The following is a 24,682-nucleotide window of genomic DNA, read 5'->3' as shown; positions in this document are numbered from 1 at the left end:
GGGATGGGTGCATCGTGCCCAAGGCCAAGCCTAAACCGAGCGGCAGCGGGACGAGTACGGCCAGCGCATTGAAGGTGCCGACCGTGTCGTTCAAAGCGCCCGTGCGCCATTCGGCCAGGCAGGCGGGCACGAAGATCTCGAAGAAAACTTACGAGGCGCTGGTCACCCTGGGCGACAGCCAGCCCACGGCGAATATGAAGGGTGGGGCGGGGATCCCCGGCGGCCGCAAGGCGACTGACGTCGTCCTGCTCAAGTCACTCGAGTTTCCCAAGCTGGATACGCAGCTCAAGGCCATCCTGGGCAAATCGAAGGACATCCGCGGCAGGAAGGACATCAAAGCCGTTCGCACGGAGGTGAAGGAGGTCAATCGCCATGTCGATTACGAACCGGGGAAAAGCGTCGGCGTCCATTCGCTGCACGCCGCCAACGACATCGCCGCCGTCTCCAACAGCAAGGTCCACGACTATGCCCAGCTCGCGCCCAATCTCGACAAGCGGCTGCGCAGCAACGGCGCGACGGCGGACAAGCAGTATTTCAAAGCGGGCAAGACGGTCGCGGAGCGCCACGAGCATGTCGGCAAAGGTCTCGATCTGTTGACCCAGGGGAAACCCGACGAGGCCAAGGCGGCCTTCAAGGAGGCCGGACTCACCAAGAAAGGCCGCAAGTGGGCCTACAAGATGGGCACGCTGATGCTGGCCGAACACGGTCGCGAGGTGAACGGCCGCAATCCCGGCCAGGTGACCAAGGCGCTCAGTGAAATCAAGAAGGGAAAGACGTTCAACGAGGTGTTCGTGAAGAAGGCCGACACCCTGGCGCCATTCGCCAAGCGCGGTGGCGCGAAGACCTTCAAATAAGCGGGCCGCCATCGGCGAGGAAACCCGTTATTTCGCCGCCGAATGTTTCTTCGGCACCGTGCTCCAAAGCACATATCCAATAGCAGCGCCTCGCCAAGGCAAGGGCATAAGTCCTATCGCCCCTGGCTAGCTGCGACGCATCCCCGCCGGATGTAGCGTCCCAGCCCGCATCCGCGCATCGCGCGCGAAAGGAGGCGATATGGCTACGCAGAAGAAGCAGGCCCTGACGCTGGAAGGGCTGGTGGAGAAATACGGTGTCGCCGCGCTGGCGGCGCTGCGCAATCCCGCGCTGTGGGATGTGATCGTGCCGATGGGTGGGCCGACGGCGAACGGTGCGCTCACTGCTGCCGCGAAAAAGCAGCTGCAGAGCGAATTGAATGCGGTCTACGGCGCCTTGCTCAACAACGCGAAGGCCGGCGATGCCGTCTCCGGCGCGTTTGCCGCGCACGTGGCGATCAGCAAGGCGGCGATCCACTGAAAAGCGCAGCCGCGTCCGCAAGCAGCGGACGCGGCCCGCCGAAGGCTTACATCTCGCGGTCGCCGATCAGCACCACGTCCGCCGCGCGCTGCGCGAACAGGCCGACGGTGACGATGCCGGGGATCTGGTTCAGATCCTTTTCCAGCGTCACCGGGTCGGCGATCTGCCAGCCGTGCACGTCGATCACCCAGTTGCCGTTGTCGGTGACCACGCCGTCGCGCCACACCGGGTTGCCGCCGCGCTTGACGATCTCGCGGCCGACCAGGCTGCGCGCCATCGGGATCACCTCGATCGGCAGCGGGAACTTGCCCAGCAGTTCCACGCGCTTGCTGGAATCGATGATGCACACGAACTTGGCGCTCGCCGCGGCGATGATCTTCTCGCGCGTCAGCGCTGCGCCGCCGCCCTTGATCAGGCGCTTGTAGGGGTCGCATTCGTCGGCGCCGTCGACATAGATCGACAGCGGGCCGGTGGCGTTGAGGTCGAGCACCGGGATGCCGAGGCGCTTGAGCTGCGCGGTCGACTGCTCGGAGCTGGACACCGCGCCCTGGATGCGGTCCTTCAGGTCCGCCAGCGCGTCGATGAAGAACGCCACGGTGGAGCCGGTGCCGACGCCGACGATGCCGCCTTCCTCGACGTAGCGGATGGCGGCTTCGCCCGCCAGGCGTTTTTCGTTGCTCATGATGCAGTCCGGACAGTAGGGAATTATTCGAGCGTGAGGATGTGGCGCCACTCGGTGGCGGCCACCGGCATCACCGACAGGCGGTTGCCCTTGCGCACCAGGGGCATCTCCACCAGGGCGGGGTCGGCCTGCAGTTCCTTCAGCGAGATGGTGCGCTTGAGCTTCTTCACGAACTTCACCTCGACCAGCATCCAGCGCGGGTTGTCGCGCGAACTGCCGGCATCGAAGTAATTGCTCTTGGGGTCGAACTGGGTCGGGTCCGGATAGGCCTCGGTCACCACTTCAGCCACGCCGACGATGCCCGGCTCGGCGCAGTTGGAGTGGTAGAAGAACACCTTGTCGCCCTTGCGCATGCCGTCGCGCATGTAATTGCGCGCCTGGTAGTTGCGCACGCCGTCCCAGGCCTCCTTGCCCTTGCGCTTGAGATCGTCGATGGAAAAGGCGTCCGGCTCGGACTTCATCAGCCAGTGGTTCATGCGTGGGCGTCTCCGTTGCCGGCCGCGTCGGCGTGGCAATCGATCAGTTCCTGCTCGGTGGCGATGTAGTCCAGCTGCACGTCCCAGGCGGCCGGCTCGATCGCGGGCAGTTCCTGGAAGGCGTAGCCGATCCCGACCAGCAGCGGTTCGGTGGGGCGGGCCTGGTCCTTGAGGAAGGCGAAGCCGCGGTCGTAATAGCCGCCGCCATAGCCCAGGCGGTTGCCGAGCCGGTCGAAGGCGAGCAGGGGCAGCAGCACCAGGTCGAGCTGGAAGGGCTCGAACAGCTCGGCGGGGTCGACCGGTTCAGGAATGCCGTAGCGGTTCGGCTGCACGTCCTGGCCGGCGCTCCACGGGGCGAAGCGCAGGCGCTTGCCGGGGCCGATCACCGGCAGCATGAACTGCTGGCCGCGCGTGGCCAGGGGCGGGATCGCCAGGTTCAGCGGCAGCTCGCCGTTGGTGGCCCAGTAGCCGGCCACGCGGACGTCGGTGTGGTATTCGGGCAGTTGCTCCAGGCTGCGGCGCAGCCCCTGGGCAGCGGCCATGCGCTGGGGCGGGGAGAGCTCCCGGCGGCGTTCGGCCAGCCGTTGGCGTAGCTCGCGGCGCTGGGCGGTGGCGTCCACGTCGAGGTCTCCTCAAGAGAACGCCCGCAGCGCAAGCGCTGCGGGCGGTTTCCGCGGGCCCGGCCGATGTCGGAACAAGCTCGGCCGTAGCGGTAAAAAGGTGGCGTCCACCGCGGTGCCGCTGCCCACCAAACGACCTTGATCCACGATGGATCAGGTGGGAGGGCTACATGGCCTCAAGGCTTTCCGCACGCAGCGGACATGCACAACAGCCGATGAAAAGCCGACCCGGGGCCGTATTTAGGAACAAGGCAAATGTAAGAGTGTGCTGGCGCACACCGCAGTAAACGCCGAGGACTATTTTAGTTGCCCGTCGAGGGCCGCTTCAAGCTTGCGTCGCATCGCGGCAAGTGTATCGCCCACACTCTGGTCAGCTCCGCTATGGGTTTTGCGCAGGGCCAGGAACTCGTGGGTGATGCTGATCGCCGCCAGCACGGCCAGGCGGTCGAAGCCCGGGGTCTTGGCGTTGGCGCGCAGCTCGCGCATCTTGCGGTCCAGGTAGGCGGCCGATTCCAGCAGGCCCTCCCGTTCCTCCGGCGCGCAGGCGATCAGGAATTCGCGATCGATCAGCCGCAGCGCGACGGGTTCACTGGAGTTCGTCATCTGGGTGCTCAGCCGTTGTTCTCAAGTGCCTTAAGGCGCTGGATCATCGCCTCGACGCGACTGCGCGCCTGCTCGTTGCGGGCCATCAGGCCGGCACGCTCGCTGGCCAGCTGTTCCTGGCTGTGGCGCAGGCTGCGGTTTTCCTCGGCGAGCCGGCGCACCGCGTCCAGCAGGCGGTCGACCTGCTCGCCTAGCGCGGCAAGTTCCTGCTTGACCGGATCGTTGAACGGGGCAGTGCTCATGCGCGGAACTATAGCAGGAGGTCCGGCCGTGTCAGCTGCCACTCCCGGCGCATTTCCGGAGGCTGCATTAAACTGCCGTCTTGACCCCGAAGGAGTACTTCCATGGCGCCTGCCGAGCTGATCGGTCACGAGGAACTGGACGGCGTCGCGGCGCGCCTGAAACTGGCCGTCGACGCCAGCGAATTGCACGGTTCGCTATGCGGCTATCTCAGCGGCGGCGGCCGCGTCGGCAAGGATGCTCTGCTGGCCGTGTTGCAGCTCGATGGCGGCGAACAGGTGGTCCCCTCGGCCAACGACCGCGCCCTGCTCGAACAGCTGGTGCGCCAGAGCGAACAGGAACTGGCCGACCCGGAGCTGGGCTTCGAGCCGCTGCTCCCCGCCGACGACCGCCCGCTGGAAGAGCGCGCCGACTCGCTCGGCGACTGGTGCCGCGGCTTCCTCGGCGGCTTCGGCCTGGCCGGGCCGGAGAAGTTCGGCAAGCTGTCCGACGAAGCGCAGGAGATCCTGCGCGACCTGAACACCATCGCCGCTTCCGAATTCGAATTCGGCGACAGCCGCGACGACGAGGACGCGCTGATCGAACTGCACGAATTCGTGCGCGTCGCCGCCATGCTGCTGCACGCCGAATGCGTGGGCGGCCGCAACAAGCCCAACAGCGACACCGTGCATTGAGCATCGCGCAGGACGAATACGCCCGCCGCCGCCGGCAGCTGATGAAGATGGCCGGCGAGGACGCGGTGCTGCTGGTCGCCGCCGCGCCCGAACGCATCCGCAACGCCGACGCCGCCTGGCCCTACCGCCAGGACTCCGACCTGCATTACCTCTCGGGCTTCCCCGAGCCGGACGCCGTGCTGGCCCTGCTGCCCGGCCGCCTGCATGGCGAGGCGGTGCTGTTCTGCCGCGAGCGCGACGACGAACGCGAGCGCTGGCACGGCGAATCCATCGGCACCGAGCGCGCCGTGTCCGAGCACGGCATGGACGACGCCTTCCCGATCGACGACATCGACGACATCCTGCCCGGCATGATCGAAGGCCGCGGCCGCGTGTATTGCCACTTCGGTCGCGAGCCGGAATTCGACGCCCGCCTGCTCGGCTGGATGCGCCGCCTGCGCCAGCTGCGCGGCGGCGGCGTGGTGCCGAAGGAATTCGTGGCGCTGGGCCATCTGCTGCACGACCTGCGCCTGTACAAGTCGCGTGCCGAACTGCGCCTGATGCGCAGCTCCGCCGCCATCGCCGCCGAGGCGCATCTTTCGGCCATGCGCATGGCGCAGCCGGGCCGGCACGAATACGAAGTGGAAGCCGAACTGGTGCGCACGATGCGCAGCCGCGGCGCGGTGCCGGCCTTCCCGCCGATCGTCGCCTCCGGCGCCAATGCCTGCGTCATGCACTACCAGGCCAACCGCGCACCGCTGCGCGACGGCGACCTGCTGCTGATCGACGCCGGCGCCGAACTCGACTGCTACGCCTCGGACATCAGCCGCAGCTTCCCGCTCAACGGCCGCTACAGCCGCGAACAGCGCGCGCTCTACGAAGTGGTGCTGGCCGCGCAGCAGGCCGCCATCGACGAAGTGCGGCCCGGCCGCCCGTTCAGCGCCGCGCACGAGGCAGCCGTCTATCTGCTCGCCGAAGGCCTGTGCTCGCTGGGCCTGCTGCAGGGCGACGCGGAAACCGCCATCGCCGAAGGCAGCTACAAGCGTTTCTTTCCCGCCAAGACCGGCCACTGGCTGGGCCTGGACGTGCACGACGTGGGCGATTACCGCATCGACGGCGAGCCGCGCATCCTGGAGCCGGGCATGGTGGTGACGGTGGAACCGGGCCTCTACGTGCCGCCCGGCGAGCGCTCGGTGCACGAGCGCTGGCGCGGCATCGGCATCCGCATCGAGGACGACGTGGCGGTGACCCGCGACGGCAACGAAGTGCTTACCGCCGCGGTGCCGAAGGAAGCCGAAGCCATCGAGGCGCTACTCGCCGAGCGTTGACCCTCGGCGTAGGTTGGGGTGAGCGCAGCGAACCCCAACAAGGCCACGTCCTTGCGTGTCGCGACGTTGGGGTTCGCTGCGCTCCCCCCAACCTACGTTACTCACTGCTCTGAATCGTGCGCATCCTTGCGTTGCCGCGCTTCGTCCGTGGCATGCACCTCGTACCACATCGCATTGAGGATGCCGAAGGCGCAGGCCAGGCCCAGGCCGAGAATCCAGCTGAAATACCACATGGTCCGCTCTCCGTATCAGTAGCCGCGGTGCGAGCCGCGCACGTGTTCCAAGGTCACCCGGCCGCGCATCACGCGAAACACCCACGAGGTGTACAACACGATCAGCGGCAGGAACACCGCGGTGGCGCCGAGCATCAGCAGCAGGGTGCTGCGGCTGGACGAGGCGTCCCACACCGTGAGGCTGGAGCGCGGGTCGATGCTCGACGGCAGCAGGAAGGGAAACAGCGCGAAGCCGGCCGAGAGAATGGTGCCGATCACCATCAGGCTGCTGCCCAGAAAGCCGGCGAAGCCCTGCTTCGCCACCTGCCACTGCAGCAGCAGCGCGCCGCCGAAGGCCGCCAGCGGCGCCGCCCAGAACCACGGATGGCGCATATAGCTGGCGAACCAGCTGCTGCCCGTCGCCACCTGCTTGAACAACGGATTGGACGGGCCGCCCGGCACCACCTCGCTGGCGATCGCATAGCCGGGGATGCCGTAGGCCAGCCAGATGCCCGCGGCCACGTACAGCACGGCCCAGGCCAGGCCGGTCCAGCGCGCGACGCGGGCGGCGCGCGCGGCAATGCTGCTATCGGCCTTGAACGCCACCCAGGCGGCGCCGTGGGTCAGCAGCATGCTCAGCGACACCAGTCCCGCGAACAGCGCGAACGGATGCAGCAGTTCGAAGAAGCTGCCGTGCCAGCTCATGCGCAGGTCGTCGTCGAAGCGGAACGGCACGCCCAGGAACAGATTGCCGAAGGCCACGCCGGTGAGCAGCGGCACCGCGGTGCCGGAAGCGACCAGCACCCAGTCCCACAGCCCCTGCCAGCGCGTGTGCTCGATCTTGCCGCGGAAATTGAAGCCCACCGGCCGCAGGATGAAGGCGACCAGCACCAGGAAGATCGCCAGGTACATGCCGGAGAACGACACCGCATACAGCATCGGCCAGGCCGCGAACGCCGCGCCGCCGCCCAGCACGAACCAGACCTGGTTGCCTTCCCAGGTGGGCTCGATGGTTTCCAGCAGCACGTGGCGCTCGTCGGAGTCGCGGCCGAGCACGCGCAGCAAGGCCGCGGTGCCGAAGTCGAAGCCGTCGGTGACGGCGAAGGCGACCAGCAGGATGCCCAGCAGCGCCCACCAGATCACCCGCAGAGTGTCGAGATCGAACATGGCAGGACTCCTTCAGTGTTCCAGGGCGGCGCGCGGCGAAGGCTCGGGTTTGGCCGCGGGCCAGATGCCCAAGCCGTCCGGCCCCTTGCGCGCGAACTTCAGCATCAGCACCACGTCCACCACCGCCAGCGCCGTGTAGAACAGCACGAAGCCGCCGAGCGAGGTCCATACCTGGCCCGCGCTCACGCTGGACACGCCCAGCGAAGTCGGCAGGATGCCTTCGATGGCCCAGGGCTGGCGGCCGTATTCGGCCACGATCCAGCCCAGTTCCGCCGCCAGCCACGGCAGCGGCAGGCTGTAGAAGGCCAGCTTCAGGTACCAGCGGTTGCGGTCCAGCTGGCGCCGGCTGGACAGCCAGAACGAATACGCGAACAGCGCGATGAAGTAGAAGCCGCAGGCCACCATGATGCGGAACGACCAGAACAGCACCGGCACGTTCGGAATGGTGCTGTCGGCGGCCTTCTGGATGTCTTCCGGCGTGGCCTTGCGCGGGTCTTCCACGAAGTGCTTCAGCAGCAGCGCATAGCCGAGATCCTTGTCGTGCGCGGCCAGAATCTCCTTCGCCTGCGCGTTGTTCTTGTCTTCGCGCAGCACCAGCATGGCGTCGTAGGCGCGGATGCCGTTGTCGATCTTGCCCTTGGTGTCTTCCACCAGGTTGTTGATGCCCGGGATCGGTTTGTCGATCGAGCGCGTGCCGATCAGGCCCATCACCCACGGCACCTGCAGCGCGTAGTGCGTGGTGCGGTTCTTGACGTCGGGAATGCCGAACACGGTGAACGAGGCGGGCGCGGGTTCGGTCTCCCACATGGCCTCGATCGCGGCCATCTTCATCTTCTGGTTCTCCGACACCGCGTAGCCGGATTCGTCGCCCAGCACCACCACCGACAGCGCCGCGGCCAGGCCGAAGCTGGCGGCCACCGCCATCGAGCGCTTGGCGAAATCCACGTTGCGTCCGCGCAGCAGGTACCAGGCGCTGATCGACAGCACGAACATCGAGCCAAGCACATAGCCGGCGCTCACCGTGTGCACGAACTTGGCCTGCGCCACCGGATTGAAGAACACCTCGGCGAACGAGGTCACTTCCATGCGCATGGTCTCGGGATTGAAGGCCGAGCCCACCGGGTTCTGCATCCAGGCATTGGCCACCAGGATCCACAGCGCGGACAAGCTGGTGGCCAGTGCCAGGAACCAGGTCACCAGCAGGTGCTTGACCGGCGACACGCGCGTCCAGCCCATGAAGAACACGCCGATCAGCGTGCCTTCCAGGAAGAACGCCATCAGGCCTTCGATCGCCAGCGGCGTGCCGAACACGTCGCCGACATAGTGCGCGTAGTAGGCCCAGTTCATGCCGAACTGGAATTCCATGGTGATGCCGGTGGCCACGCCCATGGCGAAGTTGATGCCGAACAGCACGCCCCAGAACTGGGTCATGCGTTTCCACACTTCGCGGCCGGTCATGACGTAGACGCTCTCCATGATGGCGAGAATCCACACCAGTCCCAGGGTGAGCGGCACGAACAGGAAGTGATAGAGCGCCGTCAGTGCGAACTGCAGGCGCGACAAGGTGACGACATCGGCGTCGATGATCATGGGTGGCCTTGGCTCGCGGCGGAGGACGGAGCGGCCGGCGCGAGCAGATGCTCGATCGCGGCCGGGCGGGTATCGGGACGGGGATGCGGCGCGATCGCCACCCACCAGATCAGGGTGAGCAGCACGATCTTGGCGATCACGATCAGGATCAGCTCGCGGGCCAGCCGGCGCAGCACCGGGCGCTGCGGCTCGCGGCTGCCGAGTTGGGTCGACGGCGTGGACATCCGAGGTTCCCCTGCTTCAGCTGCAGGGCAGGATACGCCGCGTTCACGTGCATGTCGCGCGAAGCATTGCCGCGCGGCAGGCGGCCGCAGGGGCTTGATCCAGATCAGGAAACGGCGGGGCTGCCGGAGGCCTCAGCCGCGTTCGTCGTCTTCGCTGTCGTCCTGCGTGCCGCTGCTGCGCAGCGGGATGCGCGAGCCGTCCTGCATGATCAGCACGCCGCCGTCGATGGTCTCGCTGTCGGCGTCCTCGGTGATGAAGCGCGCGACCACGGTGCCGCTGCCGCGCTCGCCCTTCAGATGGAAGGCGAAGGTGTCTTCGTCGGGTTCGGAGCTGGTCAAGGTCCAGTCGAACTCGCTGCTGCGGATATTGCCGATGTGTTCGGCGATGACCGGATCGGCCGCCATCGCCACTACCGCCTGCTTCTCGAACGCCAGCCAGCCCCACCAGGCCAGCCCGCCGACCGCGGCCACGATGGCCACGATCAGGCTGCCCAGCAGGATCAGCCACAGCGGCACGCGCTTGCGTGGCGGCGTGGGCACCGGCGGCGGGGGCAGCGGAGCGGGGCCTAGCGGCGGCAGCGGGTCCATGGCGTGGCTCAGGCTTGCGCGAACGCGTCGCGCGTGAGGTTTTCGGGTTCGCCGGCGGTGCAGGCCACGTCGTCCTCGATGCGGATGCCGCCGTAGGGCTTGAACAGCTCGATGCGCTCCCAGTCGATGTCCTTCGCCACCGGCGTATCGCGCAGTTCGTTGAGCAGCATGTCGATGAAGTACAGGCCCGGTTCGATGGTGACCACCATGCCCGGTTCCAGCGTGCGCGTCATGCGCAGATACGGATGCCCGGCGGGGCGCGGGATGCTGCCGCCGCGCTCGCCCTGCTGGAAGCCGGCGACGTCGTGCACCTGCAGGCCGATCGGATGGCCCAGGCCGTGCGGGAAGAATGCCGCGGTCACGCCGGTTTCCACCGCGCTCTCGGCGGCCATGCGGATAAAGCCATGCTCGCGCAGCACGCCGGCCAGCACGTGGTGGGCGTGGACGTGCAGGTCCGGATAGCTCTGTCCCGCGCGCACCTTGGCGGCGAAGGTGAGTTGCGCGGCTTCGACGCTGTCGATCAGCGCCTGGAACTCGTCCTCGCCGCGGCCGGCGTAGGTGCGGGTGATGTCGCTGGCGTAGCCGAACGCGTTCGCGCCGGCGTCGATCAGAAAGGAGCGGTGATACTCCGGCGCCACGCGGCCGAAGTGCGTGTAGTGCAGCACAGCGCCGTGCTGGTTCAGCGCCACGATGCTGGCGTAAGGCAGCTCCGCGTCGATTGCGCCGGCCGCCGCCAGATAGGCCTGGTGGATGCCCAGCTCGCTGGCGCCGGCACGGAACGCCTGCTCGGCGGCGCGGTGCGCGCGCGCGCCGATGCGGCTGGCTTCGCGCATCAGTGCCAGTTCGTAGGGCGTCTTGTACGAGCGGTGCCAGTGCAGGATGTCGAGCAGGTCCTGCGGGTTATTCGGCTCGATGCCGGCCACCGCGGGCTGCGCCGGCGCGATCACCGCGCGGCGCGTCTGCGCGCCGGGTAGCTGGGCGACGGCTTCTTCCGCCGTGCGCACGATGGTGATGTCGAAATGCTCGACCCAGTAGCCGCTGGGCGCTTCCGGCACCACATGCCAGTAATCGCGCGGCTGCAGGAACACCAGCCGCGGCCGCTGCCCGGGCGTATGCACGACCCAGCTGCCCGGCGCGTCGATCAGCGGCAGCCAGTGGCGGAAATGGGGGCTGGCGATAAACGGGTAGTCCTGGTCGTCCAGGAACTTGCGCGGCGGCAGGCCGGCGGCAATCACCAGGTGGTCGTGGCCGGTCAGCGCAAGCGCTTTGTCGGCGTGCTGGCGCACCGTGGCCAGATGCTGGGGATAGAGCGGGGCGAGGCGGTCGATCATGGGGTTTCCTGGCTTGAGTCCGCCGCGCGGGGCCGGAGCGGACGGATAACCGCCGCATGATCGCGCGCGGGGGCTGCCGCCGCCAGTCCGGGCGCTTAAGGGCGCGTGGCGGCGGACTTCGCCGTGCCGCCTATGCCAGGGTTGAAACAGTTGCAGGGATCCAGCTGCGCATAGAAGCCGGCCAGCGCGGGCTTCGCCTGGTACAGATGGCCCACGTTGTGCTCCGCCGGGTATTCGGCGCCGCGCCGGTCGAGCAGTTGCAGCATCTCGTGTTCGAGCGCCGCGCAATCCGTGCCCTTCGCCACGATGTAGTCCTGGTGGAATACATGGCACAGGAAGTGGCCGTAGTAGAGCTTCAGTCGTATCGACGACTCGATGCTCGCCGGCAATCGCTCGAACCAGTCGCGCTGGTTGCGCGGCAGGGCGATATCCAGCGCGACGATGTCCTCGACCTCGCGCGGATGCACGGCGCGGTAGCGCACCGCCGCGCTCGCCGCCGCGAAGCGGTGCAGGAAGGCCTTGCGTCCCTCCTCCTCCGTGCATTCGAAATACGCGCCGTCTTCGCCGGCAAAATGTCCGGACAGGAAACGGCGCGCCTCGTCGACGCCCGCCGCCGGCACCTTGAGCATCAGGTGATGTTCGTAGCGGTTGCGATACAGCCGCAGCCGCTCCGGCAGATGCTCCGGCAGCCGCTCGCTCAGCCATTGCATGATGCGGTCGCTCATCTGCGCGGGCAGGAAGCCGAGGCGGTCGAACCAGGCGTCGCAGCGCGTCTTCAGGTTGAACAGCGCAGGCATCCGCTCCGTGCCGAAGCGGTCGATCACCAGGAACAAGTCCTTGCCATACCGGTGCGCGACGTCGAAGGCATCGCGGTGCATGTATTCGGCGGCGATGGGCAGGTGCTCGAAGTTCGCCAGCACGTGGCGGCGCAGTTCCGTCAGCGTGGCGGTAGCGTTGGTGCCGAGATAGAACACCTTGGCGCCGCGCTCGGCCGGGAACGTGTCCAGCCGCACCGCGAACACCATGATCTTGCCGGCGCAGCCGGAGGCTTCGAACAGGCGGCGCGGATCGGCGTTGAAGCGCGCGGGTGTCGCTGCGTCGATATCGCGGACGTGGCTGGCATATGCGTGATCCGATGCCGCCGCGCCGGCCTGGATCTCTTCGGGCGCGAACGTGCCGGCTTCGACACGCGCCAGTATTTCTTCGGGCGTGCCTGTCAGTTCGATACCCAGGTGATTGACCAGCCGCAGCACGCACGCCGCGTCGACGGCGGCATAGATCGCCATTTCCGTGTAAGCCGGCCCGCGCTGCACCAGCGAGCCGCCCGAGTTGTTGCAGATGCCGCCCAGCACCGAGGCGCCGATGCACGAGGACCCGATCACCGAATGCGGCTCGCGCCCCAGCGGCTTCAAGGCGCGTTCGAGCTGGTCCAGCGTGGCGCCGCCCACGCAGACCACCTGGCGGCCGCCGTCGAGCAGATGCACACACCGGATGCGCGTGGTGCTGACGATGACGACGTCGCGGCCGTAGTCCTCGCCGTCGGGCGTGGAGCCGCCGGTCAAGCCGGTATTCGAGGCCTGCGTGATCACCACCGCGCCAGCGGCGATGCAGGCGGCCAGCGCATGCCATTGCTCCACCAGGCTGCCCGGGCGAACCACGGCCAGTACCTGGCCGTTACCGAATCGGTAACCCTGCCGGTAGCGGCGCGTCTTCGCATCGCCGGTGAGCACGTGCCGCGCGCCGACGATCCCGCGGCATGCCGCGAGCAGCGCTGCGCTTGTCTCGCGGGGAGAGGGCATCAGGCCTGCCTTGGCTCAGCGGCGGAACGCCCGGTCAGCACCAGCGCGGCGCCAGCGGCAAGCGCCAGCGCGACCACCACCAGTCCGCCATTCGTGCTGTGCGTCAGATCCTTGATCCAGCCGATGATCGACGGACTGACGAAGCCGGCGAGATTGCCGATCGAATTGATCATCGCAATGCCGGCGGCCGCCGCCGTGCCGGCCAGCACGCGGCTGGGATGGGTCCAGAACACCGGCATGGTCGACAGCACGCCGGCCGTGCCGATCGACAGCGCGATGAGGCCGGGCGACAACTGGCCCGCGCACAGCGTGCTCGCATACAGGCCCACGGCGCCCGCCAAGCTGGCCAGCGCGAGATGCCAGCGGCGCTCGTTGCGCCGGTCGGAGCTGCGCGCGACCGCGATCATGGCTACCACGGCGACCGCGTAAGGAATCGCCGTCAGCAGGCCCACGTCGAGCGCATCGCTCACGCCGGCCGCCGCGATCAGCGTGGGCAGATAGAAGCTCACGCCGTACAGACCCATCATGCAGCAGAAGTAGATCGCCGCCAGCCGCCACACGCGGCCGTCCGCCAGCACGCTGCGCAGCGGTGCTTCGGTGCCGCCGCCATCGCCCGCCATGTTCGCTTCGAGCAACTGCTTCTCGCGCTCGTCCAGCCACGCCGCAGCACGAATGCCATTGGGCAGCACGAAGGGCGTGGCGATGCCCAGCGCCAGCGAAGGCAGCGCTTCGAGCAGGAACAGCCACTGCCAGTTCGCCAGCCCGTGCAGGCCGCCGAACGCATGCATGATCCAGCCTGACAGCGGGCCGCCGAGCACGCCGGCGATCGGAATGCCGATCATGAAAAGCGCATTCATGCGCCCGCGCCGCGCCGACGGATACCAGTAGGTGAGATACAGCACGATGCCGGGAAAGAAACCGGCTTCCGCCACGCCCAGCAGGAAGCGCACCACATAGAACGCCGCCGGCGTGGTCACGAACATCGACGAGGCCGACACCAGCGCCCAGCTCACCATGATGCGGCTGATCCACAGCCGCGCGCCCAGGCGATGCAGCAGCATGTTGCTCGGCACCTCGAACAGGAAGTAGCCGATAAAGAACACACCGGCACCGAGGCCGTACACCGACTCGCTGAAACGCAGGTCGCTGAGCATCTGCAGCTTGGCGAAGCCGACGTTGACGCGGTCCAGGTACGCGGCCACATAGCAGACGAACAGGAACGGCAGCAGCCGCAGCGTCACTTTGGCGTAGGTGGCGGTTTCCAGTTCGGCGGAAGCGTGCGGTGGCATGGCGAGATTCCTGCTGCGTGCGCGATGGGGATCGCGGCGAGTGTGGTGCTTCGCACGAGGTCGGCACCACTATCGCGCAGCAGAAAGCCTCACTTTGGGATTATTCGCACCTATTGGCCGCTCCGAACGGCATCAGTCCGTGCCGCCGGGCAGGGCCAGCCAGGCTTCCAGCAGCGCGGCGTCGGCAGGGCTGATCGAGACGATGCGGAAGCCGGACCACACCTGGCCGGGCGTGGCCGCGTCGTCGTGCCATTGTTCCTGGATGCCCAGCTCGATGCTCAGCGCCGCGGCGCTCGTTGCGGGGAAGCTCAGGCCCGGCAGGCCCAGGCTCACCTGGTAGACCGCTTCGCTGCGCGGCGTCTCCGGCCCGATCAGCAGCAGGCCGGTGGCGGACAGATTGCCGAGATGGCCCAGCGGACGGTCGTTGATGACGTCGGTGACCGCCACCGTGTAGTTGGCGCGCTTGCGCTGCGCGCGGCGCTGTTCGATCGCGCTGGCAGGGGTGTTCACTGGCGGCCTCCGGCATGCGCGGCGCCGGGCCGCAGGTTCTCCATCAGCGCGCGCAGCGCGCGGTCGAACAGGTTCTCGCGCGGTGCCACCGCTTCGCGGATATGGCCCTGCACCATCTGGCGCGCCAGCTGTTCCAGCGCCAGCTCGTCGCCGCGCGAGCCGCGCCGCGTGACGAACAGGCAGCGGCCGGACACGGTGGAGTACCAGGCCAGCTTCTGCGTCCTGGCGACCTGGCCGGCATCGTCGAGGAAATCGAACCAGGTGCCGAAGGGCAGGGTGATCACATGCGCATGCATGCGGCGTTCCGCGTCGTCCAGCGGCGCCGCGGCCTTCGCCGGTTCCGTGGATGCGGCAGTTTCGGTGGCCTGGTGTTCGCCCAGGCGCTGGTGCTGCTTGAGCTTCATCGCCACGCCGGTGGCGGTGAGGCCGTCGTCCGCAGCCGTCTCGTCGCCATTGCCGAGCAGACGGCGCGCGACCTGCGCGGCTTCCTCGGCCTGCATGCCGATCTGCTGCAGGCCGGTCTGGATGTCGTCGAGCAGGCTGTTGCGGTCGTCGACCGGCGCCAGGCCCAGCAGCTGGTCGGTGATGCGCAGGCGCGCGGCGAAGGTGTCGCTCTCTTCGCCGTTGCGCAGCAGGGTGAGCGCGAGCACGTCGGACCAGGCGCGTTCGAGCAGGGTGCGCACCAGCCCGCGCAGCGGCGCGGCGCGGAAGCGTTCGGCCATCAGCTCGGCGGCGTGGTGGCGTGCATGTTCCAGGCGCTCGCGGCCCTGCATCGCTTCCACCTGGCGCCGCTCGGTGGCCTGCGCCTTGCGCGACAGCAGCGAGAGGTGGTGTTCGATATCGGTCAGCAGGCTGGCGTACAGCGCGGCGCTCGGCGGCTCGCGCTGCGCGCGCTCGGCCAGCTGGGCCAGCTTGGTGGCGAGCGAGCGGTCGACTTCGGCGTCGCCGCCGTCCAGCCAGTCGTGCGCGGCCTCGGACATCGCCGCCAGCAGGCGGCGCGCGGGATGCTCGCGCTGGTCGAATACGTCGCGGTCGGCCAGCGCCATGCGCAGCAGCGGCACTTCCCATTCGCCGAGCACGCGCTGCGCGTGGCTGCCGCGCTGCATGCCGCCGGCCATCTGGTCGAACAGCAGGGCCACCAGCTGCACGGTGTCGTCCTGCCGCGGGCTGAGCGAAAGCTTGGGCGTGGAGTGTTCGGTGCCGGCATTGAGCAGGGCCAGCAATTGTTCGCGCAGGCGCACGGCCTGGCCTTCGGCGGCGACCTGCTGCGCGGCCTGCGCCAGCGGCAATTGCAGCGCGGCCAGCAGGTGCTGCAGCTGTTCGTCGCTCAGTGCCTGGCCGATGGGTGCGGGCGGCGGCACGGCGGCGCGCTGCAGCGACAGCAGTTCGCGCAGCATGTCGAGCATGTGCTCGCCCAGTTCCACCTGCGGGCCGCCCATGTTGGACGGCACGCTGCCGGGGATGGCGGCAGCAGGGCTGCGCAGGCCGCGGGCGTCGCCGGGGCGGGCCACGCGATAGGCGTGCAGGTGCGGCAGGATGCCTTCGCCGGCCAGGTGCTGGTTGACCGTTTCGTACAGCGAGGCCAGGTGGCGCACCACCATGTGATCGAAGGCGTCGAGCAGCAGCAGGCGGTGGCGTACCGGCAGTTCCCAGTCGCGCAAGGCCTCCAGGAAGGAGCGCGACAAGGCCTGCGCGCCCAGCGGAAGGTCCTCGCCCTCCATCGGCGGCAGGCTGGCCAGGGCGCCGTAGCGGAAGCTCAGTTCGAACAGCGCCGGCGCGTGGCGAGCCTCGCTGCGCACGCCGGACTGTTCCAGCGCGGCGCGCTCGTCGTCCTCGCTGTCGTCCAGCAGCGACAGCGTGAGCGGCGCGGTTTCTTCCGGCTGGATACCGATGCGCTCGAAGCGCTTGGCCACTTCGGTGAAGAAGCGCTGTTCCAGCATGTCGCGATGGCTCTGCAGCCGCTGGCGCACGCTCATGTGGACTTGCTGGTCCAGATGGTTGCGCGCCTGCTCGGCCTGGCCGAACAGCTTGTGCTCGGCGTCCAGCAGGCAGGCGCGCAAGGGCGCTTCCAGCCAGCTGTCGCAGAGCGCGTGGGTTTCCTCGATGAGGCGGCGCGCACGCGGGCTCCAGGCCCCGTGGCCGTCGGGCTGCGCGCCTTGGCCGGGCGCGAGCGGTTGACGTCGACCCTGTTCGACATCCATGGCAGTTCCGCCGTTTTCCCCTGTGGACGGGCGCAGTCTAGGACCGCGGCGGCGGGGCTGCCATCGGCCGAAGGTGCAGGCCGGCCGCCTTAGTCCAGGAAGGCGGCGATCACGTCGTTGAGGAAGCGCTGGCCCAGCCCGGTGGTGTGAAGAAGGGCGGGGTCTTCCGCCAGCCAGCCGCGCTCGCGGCACTTGGCCAGGGCCGCGGCGATGCGCCCGGCCGGCAGGCCGGTGCGCGCCTCGAATTCGGCCATCGGCACGCCGTGGACCAGGCGCAGCGCATTGAGCATGTATTCGAACGGCAGCTCGGCCGCGTCCACCGCCTGGTCGCCGCCGATGCGGCCGGGGCCGGCGGCCGCTTCCATCCAGGCGCGCGGGTGGCGCGTCTTCCAGCGCCGGCGCACTTCGCCGGCGGCCGCGTCGCTGAGCTTGCCGTGCGCGCCCGCGCCGATGCCGAGGTAGTCGCCGAAGCGCCAGTAATTGAGGTTGTGCGCGCAGCGCCGGCCGGGCTGCGCATAGGCGGAGATTTCGTACTGGCCGTAGCCGGCGGTGGCGAGCGCCTGCTCGCAGGCTTCCTGCATGGCCCAGGCGTGGTCGTCGTCCGGCAGCGGCGGCGGATTGGCGGCAAATGCCGTGTTCGGTTCCAGCGTGAGCTGGTAATGCGAGATATGCGTGGGCGCCAGCGCGACGGCGCGCGCCACGTCGTCGAGCGCGCCGTCCAGCGTCTGCTCCGGCAGCGCGTACATCAGGTCCAGATTGATGTTGGCGTAGCCGGCGTCCTGCGCGGACTTCACCGCGGCCTCCGCCTCGCCGGCGGAATGGATGCGGCCCAGGCGGCGCAGCTTGTCGTCGTCGAAGCTCTGGATGCCGAACGACAGGCGGTTCACGCCAGCGGCGAGATAGCCGTCGAAGCGGCCGTGCTCCACCGTGCCGGGGTTGGTTTCCAGGGTGATTTCAGCCTCGGGCGCCAGCGGCAGCCGTTCGCGCACGCCGTCGAGGAAACGCGCGATCAGCTCCGGCGCGAACAGGCTGGGCGTGCCGCCGCCGAAGAAGATGCTGTGCACGCTGCGGCCGTGCAGCGCGGCGGCGAAGTCGGCGCGGTCGGCGTCGAGATCGGCCAGCAGCAGGTCCACGTAGCGCTCGTACGGCGGCGGCTCGCCGCGCAGGCCGTGCGAGTTGAAGTCGCAGTACGGGCACTTCTTCACGCACCACGGCATGTGCACGTACAGCGACAGCGGCGGCGCGAGCAGCGGCATCTCAGGTCCGGTCGCGCTGCCAGTCGGCCAGCCGCGCGTGCAGCACGGCGAGCGCCTGGCCGCGGTGGCTGAGGCGGTTCTTGGTGGCCGGTTCCAGCTCGGCGGCGCTGTGCGCCATGCCATGCGGCAGGAACAGCGGGTCGTAGCCGAAGCCGCCGGGCCCGCGCGGCGCGGTGAGCACGCGGCCGTGCCAGCGGCCTTCGGCGATCAGCGGGGCCGGGTCTTCGGCGTGGCGCACCAGGGCCAGCACGCAGATGAAGAAGGCGCCGCGCTGGTCGTCCGGCAGGCCGTCCATCTCGCGCAGCAGCTTGGCGTTGTTCGCCGCGTTGTCGCCGTGGCCGCCGCTGTAGCGCGCCGAATACAGGCCCGGCGCGCCGCGCAGGTGGTCGACGCAGATGCCGGAGTCGTCGGCCAGCGCGGGCAGGCCGGTGACGGCCGCCGCGTTGCGCGCCTTCAGCAGCGCATTCTCGACGAAGGTGAGGCCGGTTTCGTCCGCGTCGGCCACGCCCAGACTGGCCTGCGCGACCACTTCCAGGCCCACGCCGGCGAACAGCTGGTTGAACTCGGCGAGCTTGCCGGGGTTGCTGCTGGCCAGGACGATGCGGTCCATGCTCAGCCCTGTGCCAGGGCGGCGCGCTGCGCGGCGACCAGCTCGCCGATGCCCTTCTCGGCGAGCAGCAACAGGCTGTCCATTTCGTCGCGGCGGAAGGCGTGGCCCTCGGCGGTGCCCTGCACCTCGATAAAGCCGCCGCCGTCGTTCATCACCACGTTCATGTCGGTGTCGCAGCTGGAGTCTTCGGCGTAGTCCAGGTCCAGCACCGGCGTGCCCTGGTAGATGCCGACCGAGACCGCGGCGATCGCCCCGAACACCGGGTTGCGGCGCAGATTCTCGCGCTTCATCAGCACGTTGACCGCGTCGACCAGGGCCACGTAGGCACCGGTGATGGCGGCGGTGCGGGTGCCGCCGTCGGCCTGGATCACGTCGCAGTCCAGGGTGATGACGCGTTCGCCCAGGGCCTGGCGGTCCACGCAGGCGCGCAGGCTGCGGCCGATCAGGCGCTGGATTTCCTGGGTGCGCCCGCCCTGGCCGCCGCGGGCGGCTTCGCGCTGGGTGCGGCTGGAAGTGGCGCGGGGCAGCATGCCGTATTCGGCGGTGACCCAGCCCTCGCCCTTGCCGCGCAGCCACGGCGGCACGCGGTCTTCGACGCTGGCGGTGCACAGCACGCGGGTGTCGCCGAAGCTGACCAGCACGGAGCCTTCCGCGTGGCGGGTGTAGTGGCGTTCGATGGTGACGGGGCGCAGCTGGTCGCTGGCGCGGCCGCTCGGGCGGCTGACGGCATTCATGAGGGGCGGTGGCCTGATTGGGCAAGGCAGGGCGGGAGAGTTTACCATTGCGCCCTTTCCAGCCGCCCGTGGCTGCAGATAGGGATTTTCCGATGATCCGCAGCATGACTGCCTACGCCTTCGCCGAGACCACCGGTCCGGTCGGCACCCTCAGCTGCGAGCTGCGCACGGTCAACCACCGCTACCTGGAACTGAGCCCGCGTCTGCCCGACGACCTGCGCGTGTTCGAGAGCACCTTGCGCGAACGCATCGCCGCCCGCCTGTCGCGCGGCAAGGTCGACCTCACCGTGCGCCTGCGCGGCGAAGCCCGCGGCGACGCGCTGCAGGTGAACCATGCGGTGCTGGGCAAGCTGTCCGAGCTGTCGATGGATCTGGAAGCGCGCTTCCCGCGCCTGCAGATCGAATTCACCGAACTGCTGCGCTTCCCCGGCGTGCTGCAGCAGGCCGAGGTGGACCAGGACCAGCTGCAGGCCGCCCTGGTCGCCGTGCTGGACGACGCGCTGGAAGCGCTCACCGCCACCCGCGAACGCGAGGGCGCCAAGCTCGGCGCCATCCTGGGCGAGCGCCTGGACAGCATCGAGCGCATCGTCGGCGACGTGCGCGGCTGGATGCCGCAGATCCGCGAAGGCCTGCGCGCACGCCTGGAGCAGCGCCTGGCGGACCTCAAGCAGCCGGCCGATCCGGGCCGCCTGGAACAGGAACTGGTGCTGCAGATCACCCGCATCGACGTCGACGAGGAACTGGACCGCCTCGCCACGCACATCGCCGAAGCGCGCCGCGTGCTGGGCCTGAAGGAACCGGTCGGCCGCCGCCTGGATTTCCTCATGCAGGAATTCAACCGCGAGGCGAACACGCTCGGCTCCAAGTCGGTGGATTCGCGCAGCACCAATGCGGCGGTGGAGCTGAAGGTGCTGATCGAGCAGATGCGCGAGCAGGTGCAGAACATCGAATGAGCGCGAGCGATACCGCCGATATCCTGGAAGGCACACTCTTCGTGGTGGCCGCGCCGTCCGGCGCCGGCAAGTCCACCCTGGTCAATGCGCTGCTGGAGCGCGAGCCGGCGATCTCGCTGTCGATCTCGCACACCACGCGGCCGCCGCGGCCGGGCGAGCAGTACGGGCGGCATTACTACTTCGTCGAGCGCGCGGAATTCGAGCGCGAGATCGCCGACGGCATCTTCCTGGAACACGCCGAAGTGCACGGCAATCTCTATGGCACCTCGCGCACCACGGTGTCCGGCCTGCTGTGCCAGGGGCGCGACGTGCTGCTGGAGATCGACTGGCAGGGCGCGCGGCAGATCCGCAAGTCCAAGCCCGACTGCGTCAGCGTGTTCATCCTGCCGCCGTCGCGGGTGGAGCTGGAGCGGCGCCTGCGCGGGCGCGCCTCGGACAGCGCGGAAGTGATCGAGCGCCGGCTGCACAATTCGCGCGAGGAAATCGCGCATGCCCACGAGTTCGACTACATCATCGTCAACGACAGCTTCGACGAGGCCCTGGGCGACCTGCAGTCCATCGTGCGGGCGGTGCGCCAGCGCAGCGAGCTGCAGTGGCGGCGGCACGAGGCGCTGATCGCGGAGTTGCTCGCATAACGGCTGGGGCAGCGACTCGCCTGAACGGCAGCCATCAAACCGAGGCGGGGCGCGGCTTCGCATAGCCTTCATGGCCGTCTTCAGCTAATTTGGGCGCCTTTCCCCTGGCAGCTTCGCCCATGACCGACTCCGTTCGTGCCAAGCCAGACGACAGCGCCATCGTGCGCGTCCGTGGCCTGACCACGGTGCTCAACGGCAAGACCATCTTCGACGCGATGGACCTGGACATCCCGCGCGGCAAGGTCACCGCCATCATGGGTCCCAGCGGCACCGGCAAGACCACCCTGCTCAAGCACATCACCGGCCAGATGCGCGGCCAGTCGGGCGAGGTGTGGGTGGACGGCAAGAACGTGCCGGCGCTGCGCCGCGAGCAGTTGTTCGAGCTGCGCGAGCGCATCGGCTACCTGTTCCAGAACTCGGCCCTGCTCACCGACTTCGACGTGTTCGAGAACGTGGCGTTTCCGCTGCGCCAGCACACCGAGCTGCCGGAAGTGCTGATCCGCAATATCGTCCTGACCAAACTGCAGGCGGTCGGCCTGCGCGGTGCCGCCAAGCTGATGCCGACCGAGCTTTCCGGCGGCATGGCCCGGCGCGTGGCGCTGGCGCGCGCGATCGTGTTCGACCCGATGCTGATCCTCTACGACGAGCCCTTCGTCGGCCTCGATCCCATCGCGCTGAACCAGGTGCTGAAGCTGATCCGCACGCTCAACCAGACCTTGGGCATCACCAGCGTGCTGGTGGCGCACGAGCTGGCCGCGGTGCAGCAGGTGGCCGACCACGTGTACCTCATTGCCAACGGCAAGGTGGTGGCGCAGGGCGATCCGAAAATCATCGCCAATGACGGCTCGCCGTGGACGCGGCAGTTCTTCGGCGGCGAGGCCGACGGCCCGGTGCCGTTCCAGTATCCGGCCGGCGACTACGCCGCGTCGCTCGGCTTCAAGGGGGGCGCATGAGCGCGCCACGCGACAATATCGTCACCCGTTCGCTGGCTCAGATCGGCGACTGCGGGCTGTTCCTGCTGCAGATCCTGGCGGCGATCCCGCGCAGCCTGCGCCACTCGCGCGAGACGGTGCGCCAGCTGTGGTTCGTCGGCGCGATGAGCCTGATCATCATCATGGTCTGCGGCCTGTTCGTCGGCATGGTGCTGGGGCTGCAGCTGTACGACGTGCTGTCGATCTTCGGCGGCACCTCGGCCACCGGCACGGTGGTGGCGATCGCCATCTACCGCGAGCTGGGACCGGTGGTCACGGCGCTGCTGTTCGCCGGCCGCGCGGGTACGTCGGTTACCGCCGAGATCGGCCTGATGCGCGCCACCGACCAGATCGCCGCGATGGAAATGATGGCGGTGGACCCGATCGCCTACGTGGCGGTGCCGCGTTTCCTCGCCGGCGTGATCGCCATGCCCCTGCTGTGCTGCGTGTTCTGCGCGCTGGGCATCTTCGGCGGCCACCTGGTCGGCGTGAGCTGGCTGGGCATCGACAACGGCACGTTCTGGTCGAACATGACCGCCACCGTCGACCTGGTGAAGGACGTGCTCAACGGCGTGCTGTGGAAGAGCGTGGTGTTCGGCGGCGTGGTGTCGCTGATCGCCGTGTTCCAGGGCTACACCACGCCGCCCACCAGCGAGGGCGTGGCCTATGCCACGACGCGCACGGTGGTGGCTTCGTCGATCGCCATCCTGGCGCTGGACTTCGTGCTCACCGCCTTCCTGATGTGATTCCCATGACTACGCAATTCACTATTGCAACTATCCATTCGCCTGTGAGGATCGTGCCGTGAGCCAGAGACCGTCCTATGCCGTCGGCACCGGCCTGTTCATCGTGCTCGGCTTCGCCGCGCTCGGTTACCTCGCCACGCAGACCACCTCGGTGGCCAATACCAGCCGCGGGCCGAGCTATACCGTCGAGGCGCACTTCGCCAACATCGGCCAGCTCAAGGAGCGCGCGCCGGTGAAGGTGGCGGGCGTGCGCATCGGCCAGGTGCAGTCGATCGTGCTCGATCCCGGCAAGGAGACCGCCGACGTGAAGCTGGCCATCGACCAGCGCTACGACAAGATTCCCACCGACTCGGTGGCGACGATCTTCACCAGCGGCCTGCTCGGCGACCAGTACGTGGGTATCCAGTACGGCAGCTCGGCCAAGCCGCTGGCCAACGGCGGCACGCTGGCGCTGACGCGCCCGGCGCAGCAGCTGGAGGAAATGCTCGGCAAGTTCTTCGGCGCCGGCGGCGCGGCCGACAATCTCGGCGGCAGCTACACGGTGAAGGCGCGCTTCACCAACGTCGGTGCGCTCTCCGCCGGCGCGCCGGTGAAGATGGCCGGCGTGGCGATCGGCAGCGTCAAGTCGGTGCTGGCCGATCCGGTCAAGCTGGACGCCCTGGTGGAGCTGTCGATCGACAAAAAATACGCGCAGATTCCCGACGATTCGGCGGCCGCGGTATTCACCAGCGGTTTGATCGGCACGCAGTACGTTGCGATCCAGCCCGGCGGCTCGCCGGACGCGCTCAAGGAGGGTGACGAACTGGTTCTGACCCAGTCGGCCCTGCAGCTCGAAGACCTGATCGGCAAGTTCCTGGTCAGCGGCTCGGGCGACAAGAAACCGGATGGCGCCCCCGCTTCCTCCTCTTCCTCTTCGGCCGGCAAGCACTGAGCCGGCCGCCACTTCCCAGGAGTTTCCCCATGATGCTGCGCAGTCTGGCTCTCGCCACCGCCATCGCATTCACCGGCATCGTTGCCGCCCCGGTCCACGCCCAGGCCGCCGCCCAGGCGCCGGCCTCCAGCCAGACCCCCCAGCAGGTCGCCCAGACCATCGTCGACCAGCTGGGCAAGGCCATCGACGGCCACCAGGCGGAGCTTAAGAAGGACAAGGAAAAGCTCATCTCGGTGATCGACGATGTGTTCCTGCCGCACTTCGACATCGACTACGCCTCGATCCTGGTGCTCGGCCAGCACGCCCGCGAAGCCACGCCGGAGAAGCGCGCCGAGTTCGCCCGCGCGTTCTACAACTCGATCACCCACCGCTACGCCGAAGGCCTGCTCAGCTACACCCAGGGCCGCGTGAAGGTGCTGCCGTTCAGCGGCGACCTCAATGACAAGCGCACCGTGGTGCGCACCCAGGTGGTGCTGGACGATGGCAAGACGGTGTCGGTCGACTACGCGTTCCGCAAGTCGCGCGAAGGCGACTGGAAGGCCTACGACGTGATCATCGAAGGCATCTCGTACATCACCAACTACCGCAACCAGGTCGACGCCGAGATCAAGAAGGGCGGCCTGGACAACCTCATCTCCGACCTGAAGAACAAGGGCGCCGATGCGCTCAAGCAGATGGACAAGGACGGCAAGCAGGGATGAGCGCCGCCGCCTTCCAGGTGACGCGCGCCGCGCCGGATGCCGTGCAGGTATCCGGCGCGCTGACCTTCGCCACCGCGGCGCAGGCGCTGGCCGCGATCGACGCGGCGGCGGCCGAGGGTTGCCGCCAGGTCGACCTGGCCGGCGTCAGCCAGAGCGACAGCGCCGGCCTGGCCTGCGTGCTGGCGGTGCTGGCCCATGCGGCGCAGGGCGGCCGCCCGCTGGCGCTGCGCAACGTGCCCGAGGGCATGCGGGTGCTGGCCTCGGTGTGCGAAGTGGACCAGCTGCTCGGCTGAGCCGGTA

29 protein-coding genes and 1 other RNA gene are annotated in these 24,682 nt (G+C 68.5%); 11 read left to right on the top strand and 19 right to left on the bottom strand.

All coding sequences use genetic code 11. The features are described from left to right. Positions 1 to 14: 14 nt before the first annotated feature. The gene (locus tag KK141_RS08560) at positions 15 to 854 is read left to right on the top strand and encodes a hypothetical protein (protein WP_214569316.1); all 840 of its coding nucleotides are present in this window, start codon (positions 15 to 17) and stop codon (positions 852 to 854) included. A gap of 199 nt (positions 855 to 1,053) precedes the next feature. After that, positions 1,054 to 1,332, top strand: a complete 279-nt coding sequence (locus KK141_RS08555; RefSeq protein WP_214569315.1) for a hypothetical protein — start codon at positions 1,054 to 1,056, stop codon at positions 1,330 to 1,332. 46 nt (positions 1,333 to 1,378) lie between these two features. On the opposite strand, the gene rpiA is transcribed toward KK141_RS08555, so the two are convergent. The 6 genes from rpiA to KK141_RS08525 all read right to left on the bottom strand — a co-directional run bounded on the left by rpiA (position 1,379) and on the right by KK141_RS08525 (position 3,955). Beyond that, on the bottom strand, positions 1,379 to 2,014 hold the full coding sequence (rpiA, locus tag KK141_RS08550) for a ribose-5-phosphate isomerase RpiA (RefSeq protein ID WP_214569314.1): 636 nt from the start codon (positions 2,012 to 2,014) through the stop codon (positions 1,379 to 1,381). A 23-nt stretch (positions 2,015 to 2,037) separates the two neighbouring features. After that, positions 2,038 to 2,490 carry an EVE domain-containing protein gene (locus KK141_RS08545; RefSeq protein ID WP_214569313.1) on the bottom strand — a complete coding sequence of 151 codons (453 nt, stop codon included), beginning with the start codon at positions 2,488 to 2,490 and terminating at the stop codon, positions 2,038 to 2,040. Further along, a complete protein-coding gene (locus KK141_RS08540; RefSeq protein ID WP_168647996.1) occupies positions 2,487 to 3,110 on the bottom strand; it encodes a 5-formyltetrahydrofolate cyclo-ligase in 624 nt (207 codons plus the stop codon). Before KK141_RS08540 ends, KK141_RS08545 begins: the two co-directional genes overlap by 4 nt. Before the next feature lie 103 nt (positions 3,111 to 3,213). After that, positions 3,214 to 3,400: non-coding RNA, 6S RNA (gene ssrS, locus KK141_RS08535), on the bottom strand. A 7-nt stretch (positions 3,401 to 3,407) separates the two neighbouring features. Then, positions 3,408 to 3,713 carry a cell division protein ZapA gene (locus KK141_RS08530; protein WP_167252597.1) on the bottom strand — a complete coding sequence of 102 codons (306 nt, stop codon included), beginning with the start codon at positions 3,711 to 3,713 and terminating at the stop codon, positions 3,408 to 3,410. A gap of 8 nt (positions 3,714 to 3,721) precedes the next feature. After that, on the bottom strand, positions 3,722 to 3,955 hold the full coding sequence (locus KK141_RS08525) for a TIGR02449 family protein (protein WP_167252596.1): 234 nt from the start codon (positions 3,953 to 3,955) through the stop codon (positions 3,722 to 3,724). 102 nt (positions 3,956 to 4,057) lie between these two features. On the opposite strand from KK141_RS08525, the gene KK141_RS08520 reads away from it, so the two are divergent. Together KK141_RS08520 and KK141_RS08515 are read left to right on the top strand one after the other, a co-directional pair. Further along, the gene (locus tag KK141_RS08520; RefSeq protein WP_214569312.1) at positions 4,058 to 4,627 is read left to right on the top strand and encodes a UPF0149 family protein; all 570 of its coding nucleotides are present in this window, start codon (positions 4,058 to 4,060) and stop codon (positions 4,625 to 4,627) included. Beyond that, on the top strand, positions 4,582 to 5,934 hold the full coding sequence (locus KK141_RS08515) for an aminopeptidase P N-terminal domain-containing protein (RefSeq protein WP_214569311.1): 1,353 nt from the start codon (positions 4,582 to 4,584) through the stop codon (positions 5,932 to 5,934). The genes KK141_RS08520 and KK141_RS08515 overlap by 46 nt, the downstream gene beginning before the upstream one ends. Positions 5,935 to 6,035: 101 nt before the next feature. On the opposite strand, the gene cydX is transcribed toward KK141_RS08515, so the two are convergent. The 13 genes from cydX to rph all read right to left on the bottom strand — a co-directional run bounded on the left by cydX (position 6,036) and on the right by rph (position 19,445). Continuing rightward, entirely contained in the window at positions 6,036 to 6,167 is a 132-nt protein-coding gene (gene cydX, locus KK141_RS08510; RefSeq protein ID WP_214569310.1) for a cytochrome bd-I oxidase subunit CydX, read from the bottom strand. A gap of 15 nt (positions 6,168 to 6,182) precedes the next feature. After that, positions 6,183 to 7,313, bottom strand: a complete 1,131-nt coding sequence (cydB, locus tag KK141_RS08505; protein WP_214569309.1) for a cytochrome d ubiquinol oxidase subunit II — start codon at positions 7,311 to 7,313, stop codon at positions 6,183 to 6,185. Positions 7,314 to 7,325: 12 nt separating this feature from the next. Beyond that, positions 7,326 to 8,903: a cytochrome ubiquinol oxidase subunit I gene (locus KK141_RS08500; protein WP_214569308.1), complete on the bottom strand. Its 1,578-nt coding sequence runs from the start codon at positions 8,901 to 8,903 to the stop codon at positions 7,326 to 7,328. Further along, the gene (gene cydP / locus KK141_RS08495; RefSeq protein WP_214569307.1) at positions 8,900 to 9,127 is read right to left on the bottom strand and encodes a cytochrome oxidase putative small subunit CydP; all 228 of its coding nucleotides are present in this window, start codon (positions 9,125 to 9,127) and stop codon (positions 8,900 to 8,902) included. The genes KK141_RS08500 and cydP overlap by 4 nt, the downstream gene beginning before the upstream one ends. Positions 9,128 to 9,259: 132 nt before the next feature. Then, on the bottom strand, positions 9,260 to 9,715 hold the full coding sequence (locus KK141_RS08490) for a hypothetical protein (protein WP_214569306.1): 456 nt from the start codon (positions 9,713 to 9,715) through the stop codon (positions 9,260 to 9,262). An 8-nt stretch (positions 9,716 to 9,723) separates the two neighbouring features. Next, entirely contained in the window at positions 9,724 to 11,046 is a 1,323-nt protein-coding gene (pepQ, locus tag KK141_RS08485) for a Xaa-Pro dipeptidase (protein WP_214569305.1), read from the bottom strand. A gap of 95 nt (positions 11,047 to 11,141) precedes the next feature. After that, entirely contained in the window at positions 11,142 to 12,845 is a 1,704-nt protein-coding gene (dld, locus tag KK141_RS08480; RefSeq protein WP_214569304.1) for a D-lactate dehydrogenase, read from the bottom strand. Next, entirely contained in the window at positions 12,845 to 14,134 is a 1,290-nt protein-coding gene (locus tag KK141_RS08475; protein WP_214569303.1) for an MFS transporter, read from the bottom strand. Before KK141_RS08475 ends, dld begins: the two co-directional genes overlap by 1 nt. A 132-nt stretch (positions 14,135 to 14,266) precedes the next feature. Further along, positions 14,267 to 14,644: a PilZ domain-containing protein gene (locus KK141_RS08470; RefSeq protein ID WP_214569302.1), complete on the bottom strand. Its 378-nt coding sequence runs from the start codon at positions 14,642 to 14,644 to the stop codon at positions 14,267 to 14,269. Next, positions 14,641 to 16,845, bottom strand: a complete 2,205-nt coding sequence (locus KK141_RS08465; protein ID WP_214569301.1) for a DUF1631 family protein — start codon at positions 16,843 to 16,845, stop codon at positions 14,641 to 14,643. The genes KK141_RS08470 and KK141_RS08465 overlap by 4 nt, the downstream gene beginning before the upstream one ends. 89 nt (positions 16,846 to 16,934) lie before the next feature. Further along, entirely contained in the window at positions 16,935 to 18,101 is a 1,167-nt protein-coding gene (gene hemW, locus KK141_RS08460; RefSeq protein ID WP_214569300.1) for a radical SAM family heme chaperone HemW, read from the bottom strand. Between the two features lies 1 nt (position 18,102). Beyond that, complete coding sequence (gene rdgB / locus KK141_RS08455; RefSeq protein WP_214569299.1) at positions 18,103 to 18,711, bottom strand: RdgB/HAM1 family non-canonical purine NTP pyrophosphatase; 609 nt, start codon at positions 18,709 to 18,711, stop codon at positions 18,103 to 18,105. 2 nt (positions 18,712 to 18,713) lie between these two features. Next, entirely contained in the window at positions 18,714 to 19,445 is a 732-nt protein-coding gene (gene rph, locus KK141_RS08450) for a ribonuclease PH (RefSeq protein ID WP_214569298.1), read from the bottom strand. 92 nt (positions 19,446 to 19,537) lie between these two features. Between rph and KK141_RS08445 the strand changes: the two genes are divergently transcribed. The 7 genes from KK141_RS08445 (at position 19,538) to KK141_RS08415 (ending at position 24,675) form a co-directional block, all read left to right on the top strand. Beyond that, positions 19,538 to 20,398, top strand: a complete 861-nt coding sequence (locus tag KK141_RS08445) for a YicC/YloC family endoribonuclease (protein WP_167252580.1) — start codon at positions 19,538 to 19,540, stop codon at positions 20,396 to 20,398. Continuing rightward, positions 20,395 to 21,033: a guanylate kinase gene (gmk, locus tag KK141_RS08440; protein ID WP_214569297.1), complete on the top strand. Its 639-nt coding sequence runs from the start codon at positions 20,395 to 20,397 to the stop codon at positions 21,031 to 21,033. The genes KK141_RS08445 and gmk overlap by 4 nt, the downstream gene beginning before the upstream one ends. Before the next feature lie 119 nt (positions 21,034 to 21,152). Then, positions 21,153 to 21,986, top strand: a complete 834-nt coding sequence (locus KK141_RS08435; protein ID WP_214569296.1) for an ABC transporter ATP-binding protein — start codon at positions 21,153 to 21,155, stop codon at positions 21,984 to 21,986. Then, positions 21,983 to 22,750, top strand: coding sequence for a lipid asymmetry maintenance ABC transporter permease subunit MlaE (gene mlaE, locus KK141_RS08430; protein ID WP_214569295.1), 768 nt, complete (start codon positions 21,983 to 21,985; stop codon positions 22,748 to 22,750). Before KK141_RS08435 ends, mlaE begins: the two co-directional genes overlap by 4 nt. Before the next feature lie 58 nt (positions 22,751 to 22,808). Continuing rightward, positions 22,809 to 23,681: an outer membrane lipid asymmetry maintenance protein MlaD gene (gene mlaD / locus KK141_RS08425; RefSeq protein ID WP_214569294.1), complete on the top strand. Its 873-nt coding sequence runs from the start codon at positions 22,809 to 22,811 to the stop codon at positions 23,679 to 23,681. A gap of 32 nt (positions 23,682 to 23,713) precedes the next feature. Then, entirely contained in the window at positions 23,714 to 24,382 is a 669-nt protein-coding gene (locus KK141_RS08420) for an ABC transporter substrate-binding protein (RefSeq protein WP_214569460.1), read from the top strand. Further along, complete coding sequence (locus KK141_RS08415) at positions 24,379 to 24,675, top strand: STAS domain-containing protein (RefSeq protein ID WP_214569293.1); 297 nt, start codon at positions 24,379 to 24,381, stop codon at positions 24,673 to 24,675. Before KK141_RS08420 ends, KK141_RS08415 begins: the two co-directional genes overlap by 4 nt. The last annotated feature ends 7 nt before the right edge of the window (positions 24,676 to 24,682 follow it).

Origin of the sequence: Dyella sp. LX-66 (assembly GCF_018599165.1) — a bacterium.
Taxonomy (GTDB): domain Bacteria; phylum Pseudomonadota; class Gammaproteobacteria; order Xanthomonadales; family Rhodanobacteraceae; genus Dyella_D; species Dyella_D marensis.
The sequence above is the reverse complement of the archived record's forward strand: the minus strand, read 5'-3'. Positions and strand labels throughout refer to the sequence as shown.

What these genes read in the sequence shown, in the direction of transcription:
- KK141_RS08415 (WP_214569293.1), top strand. Translation starts at nt 24,379, where the DNA reads ATGAGCGCCGCCGCCTTCCAGGTGACGCGCGCCGCGCCGGATGCCGTG.
- KK141_RS08500 (WP_214569308.1), bottom strand. Translation starts at nt 8,903, where the DNA reads ATGATCATCGACGCCGATGTCGTCACCTTGTCGCGCCTGCAGTTCGCA.
- KK141_RS08445 (WP_167252580.1), top strand. Translation starts at nt 19,538, where the DNA reads ATGATCCGCAGCATGACTGCCTACGCCTTCGCCGAGACCACCGGTCCG.
- rdgB (WP_214569299.1), bottom strand. Translation starts at nt 18,711, where the DNA reads ATGGACCGCATCGTCCTGGCCAGCAGCAACCCCGGCAAGCTCGCCGAG.
- KK141_RS08555 (WP_214569315.1), top strand. Translation starts at nt 1,054, where the DNA reads ATGGCTACGCAGAAGAAGCAGGCCCTGACGCTGGAAGGGCTGGTGGAG.
- pepQ (WP_214569305.1), bottom strand. Translation starts at nt 11,046, where the DNA reads ATGATCGACCGCCTCGCCCCGCTCTATCCCCAGCATCTGGCCACGGTG.
- cydX (WP_214569310.1), bottom strand. Translation starts at nt 6,167, where the DNA reads ATGTGGTATTTCAGCTGGATTCTCGGCCTGGGCCTGGCCTGCGCCTTC.
- KK141_RS08525 (WP_167252596.1), bottom strand. Translation starts at nt 3,955, where the DNA reads ATGAGCACTGCCCCGTTCAACGATCCGGTCAAGCAGGAACTTGCCGCG.
- KK141_RS08435 (WP_214569296.1), top strand. Translation starts at nt 21,153, where the DNA reads ATGACCGACTCCGTTCGTGCCAAGCCAGACGACAGCGCCATCGTGCGC.
- dld (WP_214569304.1), bottom strand. Translation starts at nt 12,845, where the DNA reads ATGCCCTCTCCCCGCGAGACAAGCGCAGCGCTGCTCGCGGCATGCCGC.
- gmk (WP_214569297.1), top strand. Translation starts at nt 20,395, where the DNA reads ATGAGCGCGAGCGATACCGCCGATATCCTGGAAGGCACACTCTTCGTG.
- hemW (WP_214569300.1), bottom strand. Translation starts at nt 18,101, where the DNA reads ATGCCGCTGCTCGCGCCGCCGCTGTCGCTGTACGTGCACATGCCGTGG.
- rph (WP_214569298.1), bottom strand. Translation starts at nt 19,445, where the DNA reads ATGAATGCCGTCAGCCGCCCGAGCGGCCGCGCCAGCGACCAGCTGCGC.
- KK141_RS08545 (WP_214569313.1), bottom strand. Translation starts at nt 2,490, where the DNA reads ATGAACCACTGGCTGATGAAGTCCGAGCCGGACGCCTTTTCCATCGAC.
- cydP (WP_214569307.1), bottom strand. Translation starts at nt 9,127, where the DNA reads ATGTCCACGCCGTCGACCCAACTCGGCAGCCGCGAGCCGCAGCGCCCG.
- KK141_RS08515 (WP_214569311.1), top strand. Translation starts at nt 4,582, where the DNA reads ATGCGTGGGCGGCCGCAACAAGCCCAACAGCGACACCGTGCATTGAGC.
- KK141_RS08465 (WP_214569301.1), bottom strand. Translation starts at nt 16,845, where the DNA reads ATGGATGTCGAACAGGGTCGACGTCAACCGCTCGCGCCCGGCCAAGGC.
- KK141_RS08520 (WP_214569312.1), top strand. Translation starts at nt 4,058, where the DNA reads ATGGCGCCTGCCGAGCTGATCGGTCACGAGGAACTGGACGGCGTCGCG.
- cydB (WP_214569309.1), bottom strand. Translation starts at nt 7,313, where the DNA reads ATGTTCGATCTCGACACTCTGCGGGTGATCTGGTGGGCGCTGCTGGGC.
- KK141_RS08475 (WP_214569303.1), bottom strand. Translation starts at nt 14,134, where the DNA reads ATGCCACCGCACGCTTCCGCCGAACTGGAAACCGCCACCTACGCCAAA.
- KK141_RS08420 (WP_214569460.1), top strand. Translation starts at nt 23,714, where the DNA reads ATGCTGCGCAGTCTGGCTCTCGCCACCGCCATCGCATTCACCGGCATC.
- mlaE (WP_214569295.1), top strand. Translation starts at nt 21,983, where the DNA reads ATGAGCGCGCCACGCGACAATATCGTCACCCGTTCGCTGGCTCAGATC.
- rpiA (WP_214569314.1), bottom strand. Translation starts at nt 2,014, where the DNA reads ATGAGCAACGAAAAACGCCTGGCGGGCGAAGCCGCCATCCGCTACGTC.
- KK141_RS08490 (WP_214569306.1), bottom strand. Translation starts at nt 9,715, where the DNA reads ATGGACCCGCTGCCGCCGCTAGGCCCCGCTCCGCTGCCCCCGCCGCCG.
- KK141_RS08530 (WP_167252597.1), bottom strand. Translation starts at nt 3,713, where the DNA reads ATGACGAACTCCAGTGAACCCGTCGCGCTGCGGCTGATCGATCGCGAA.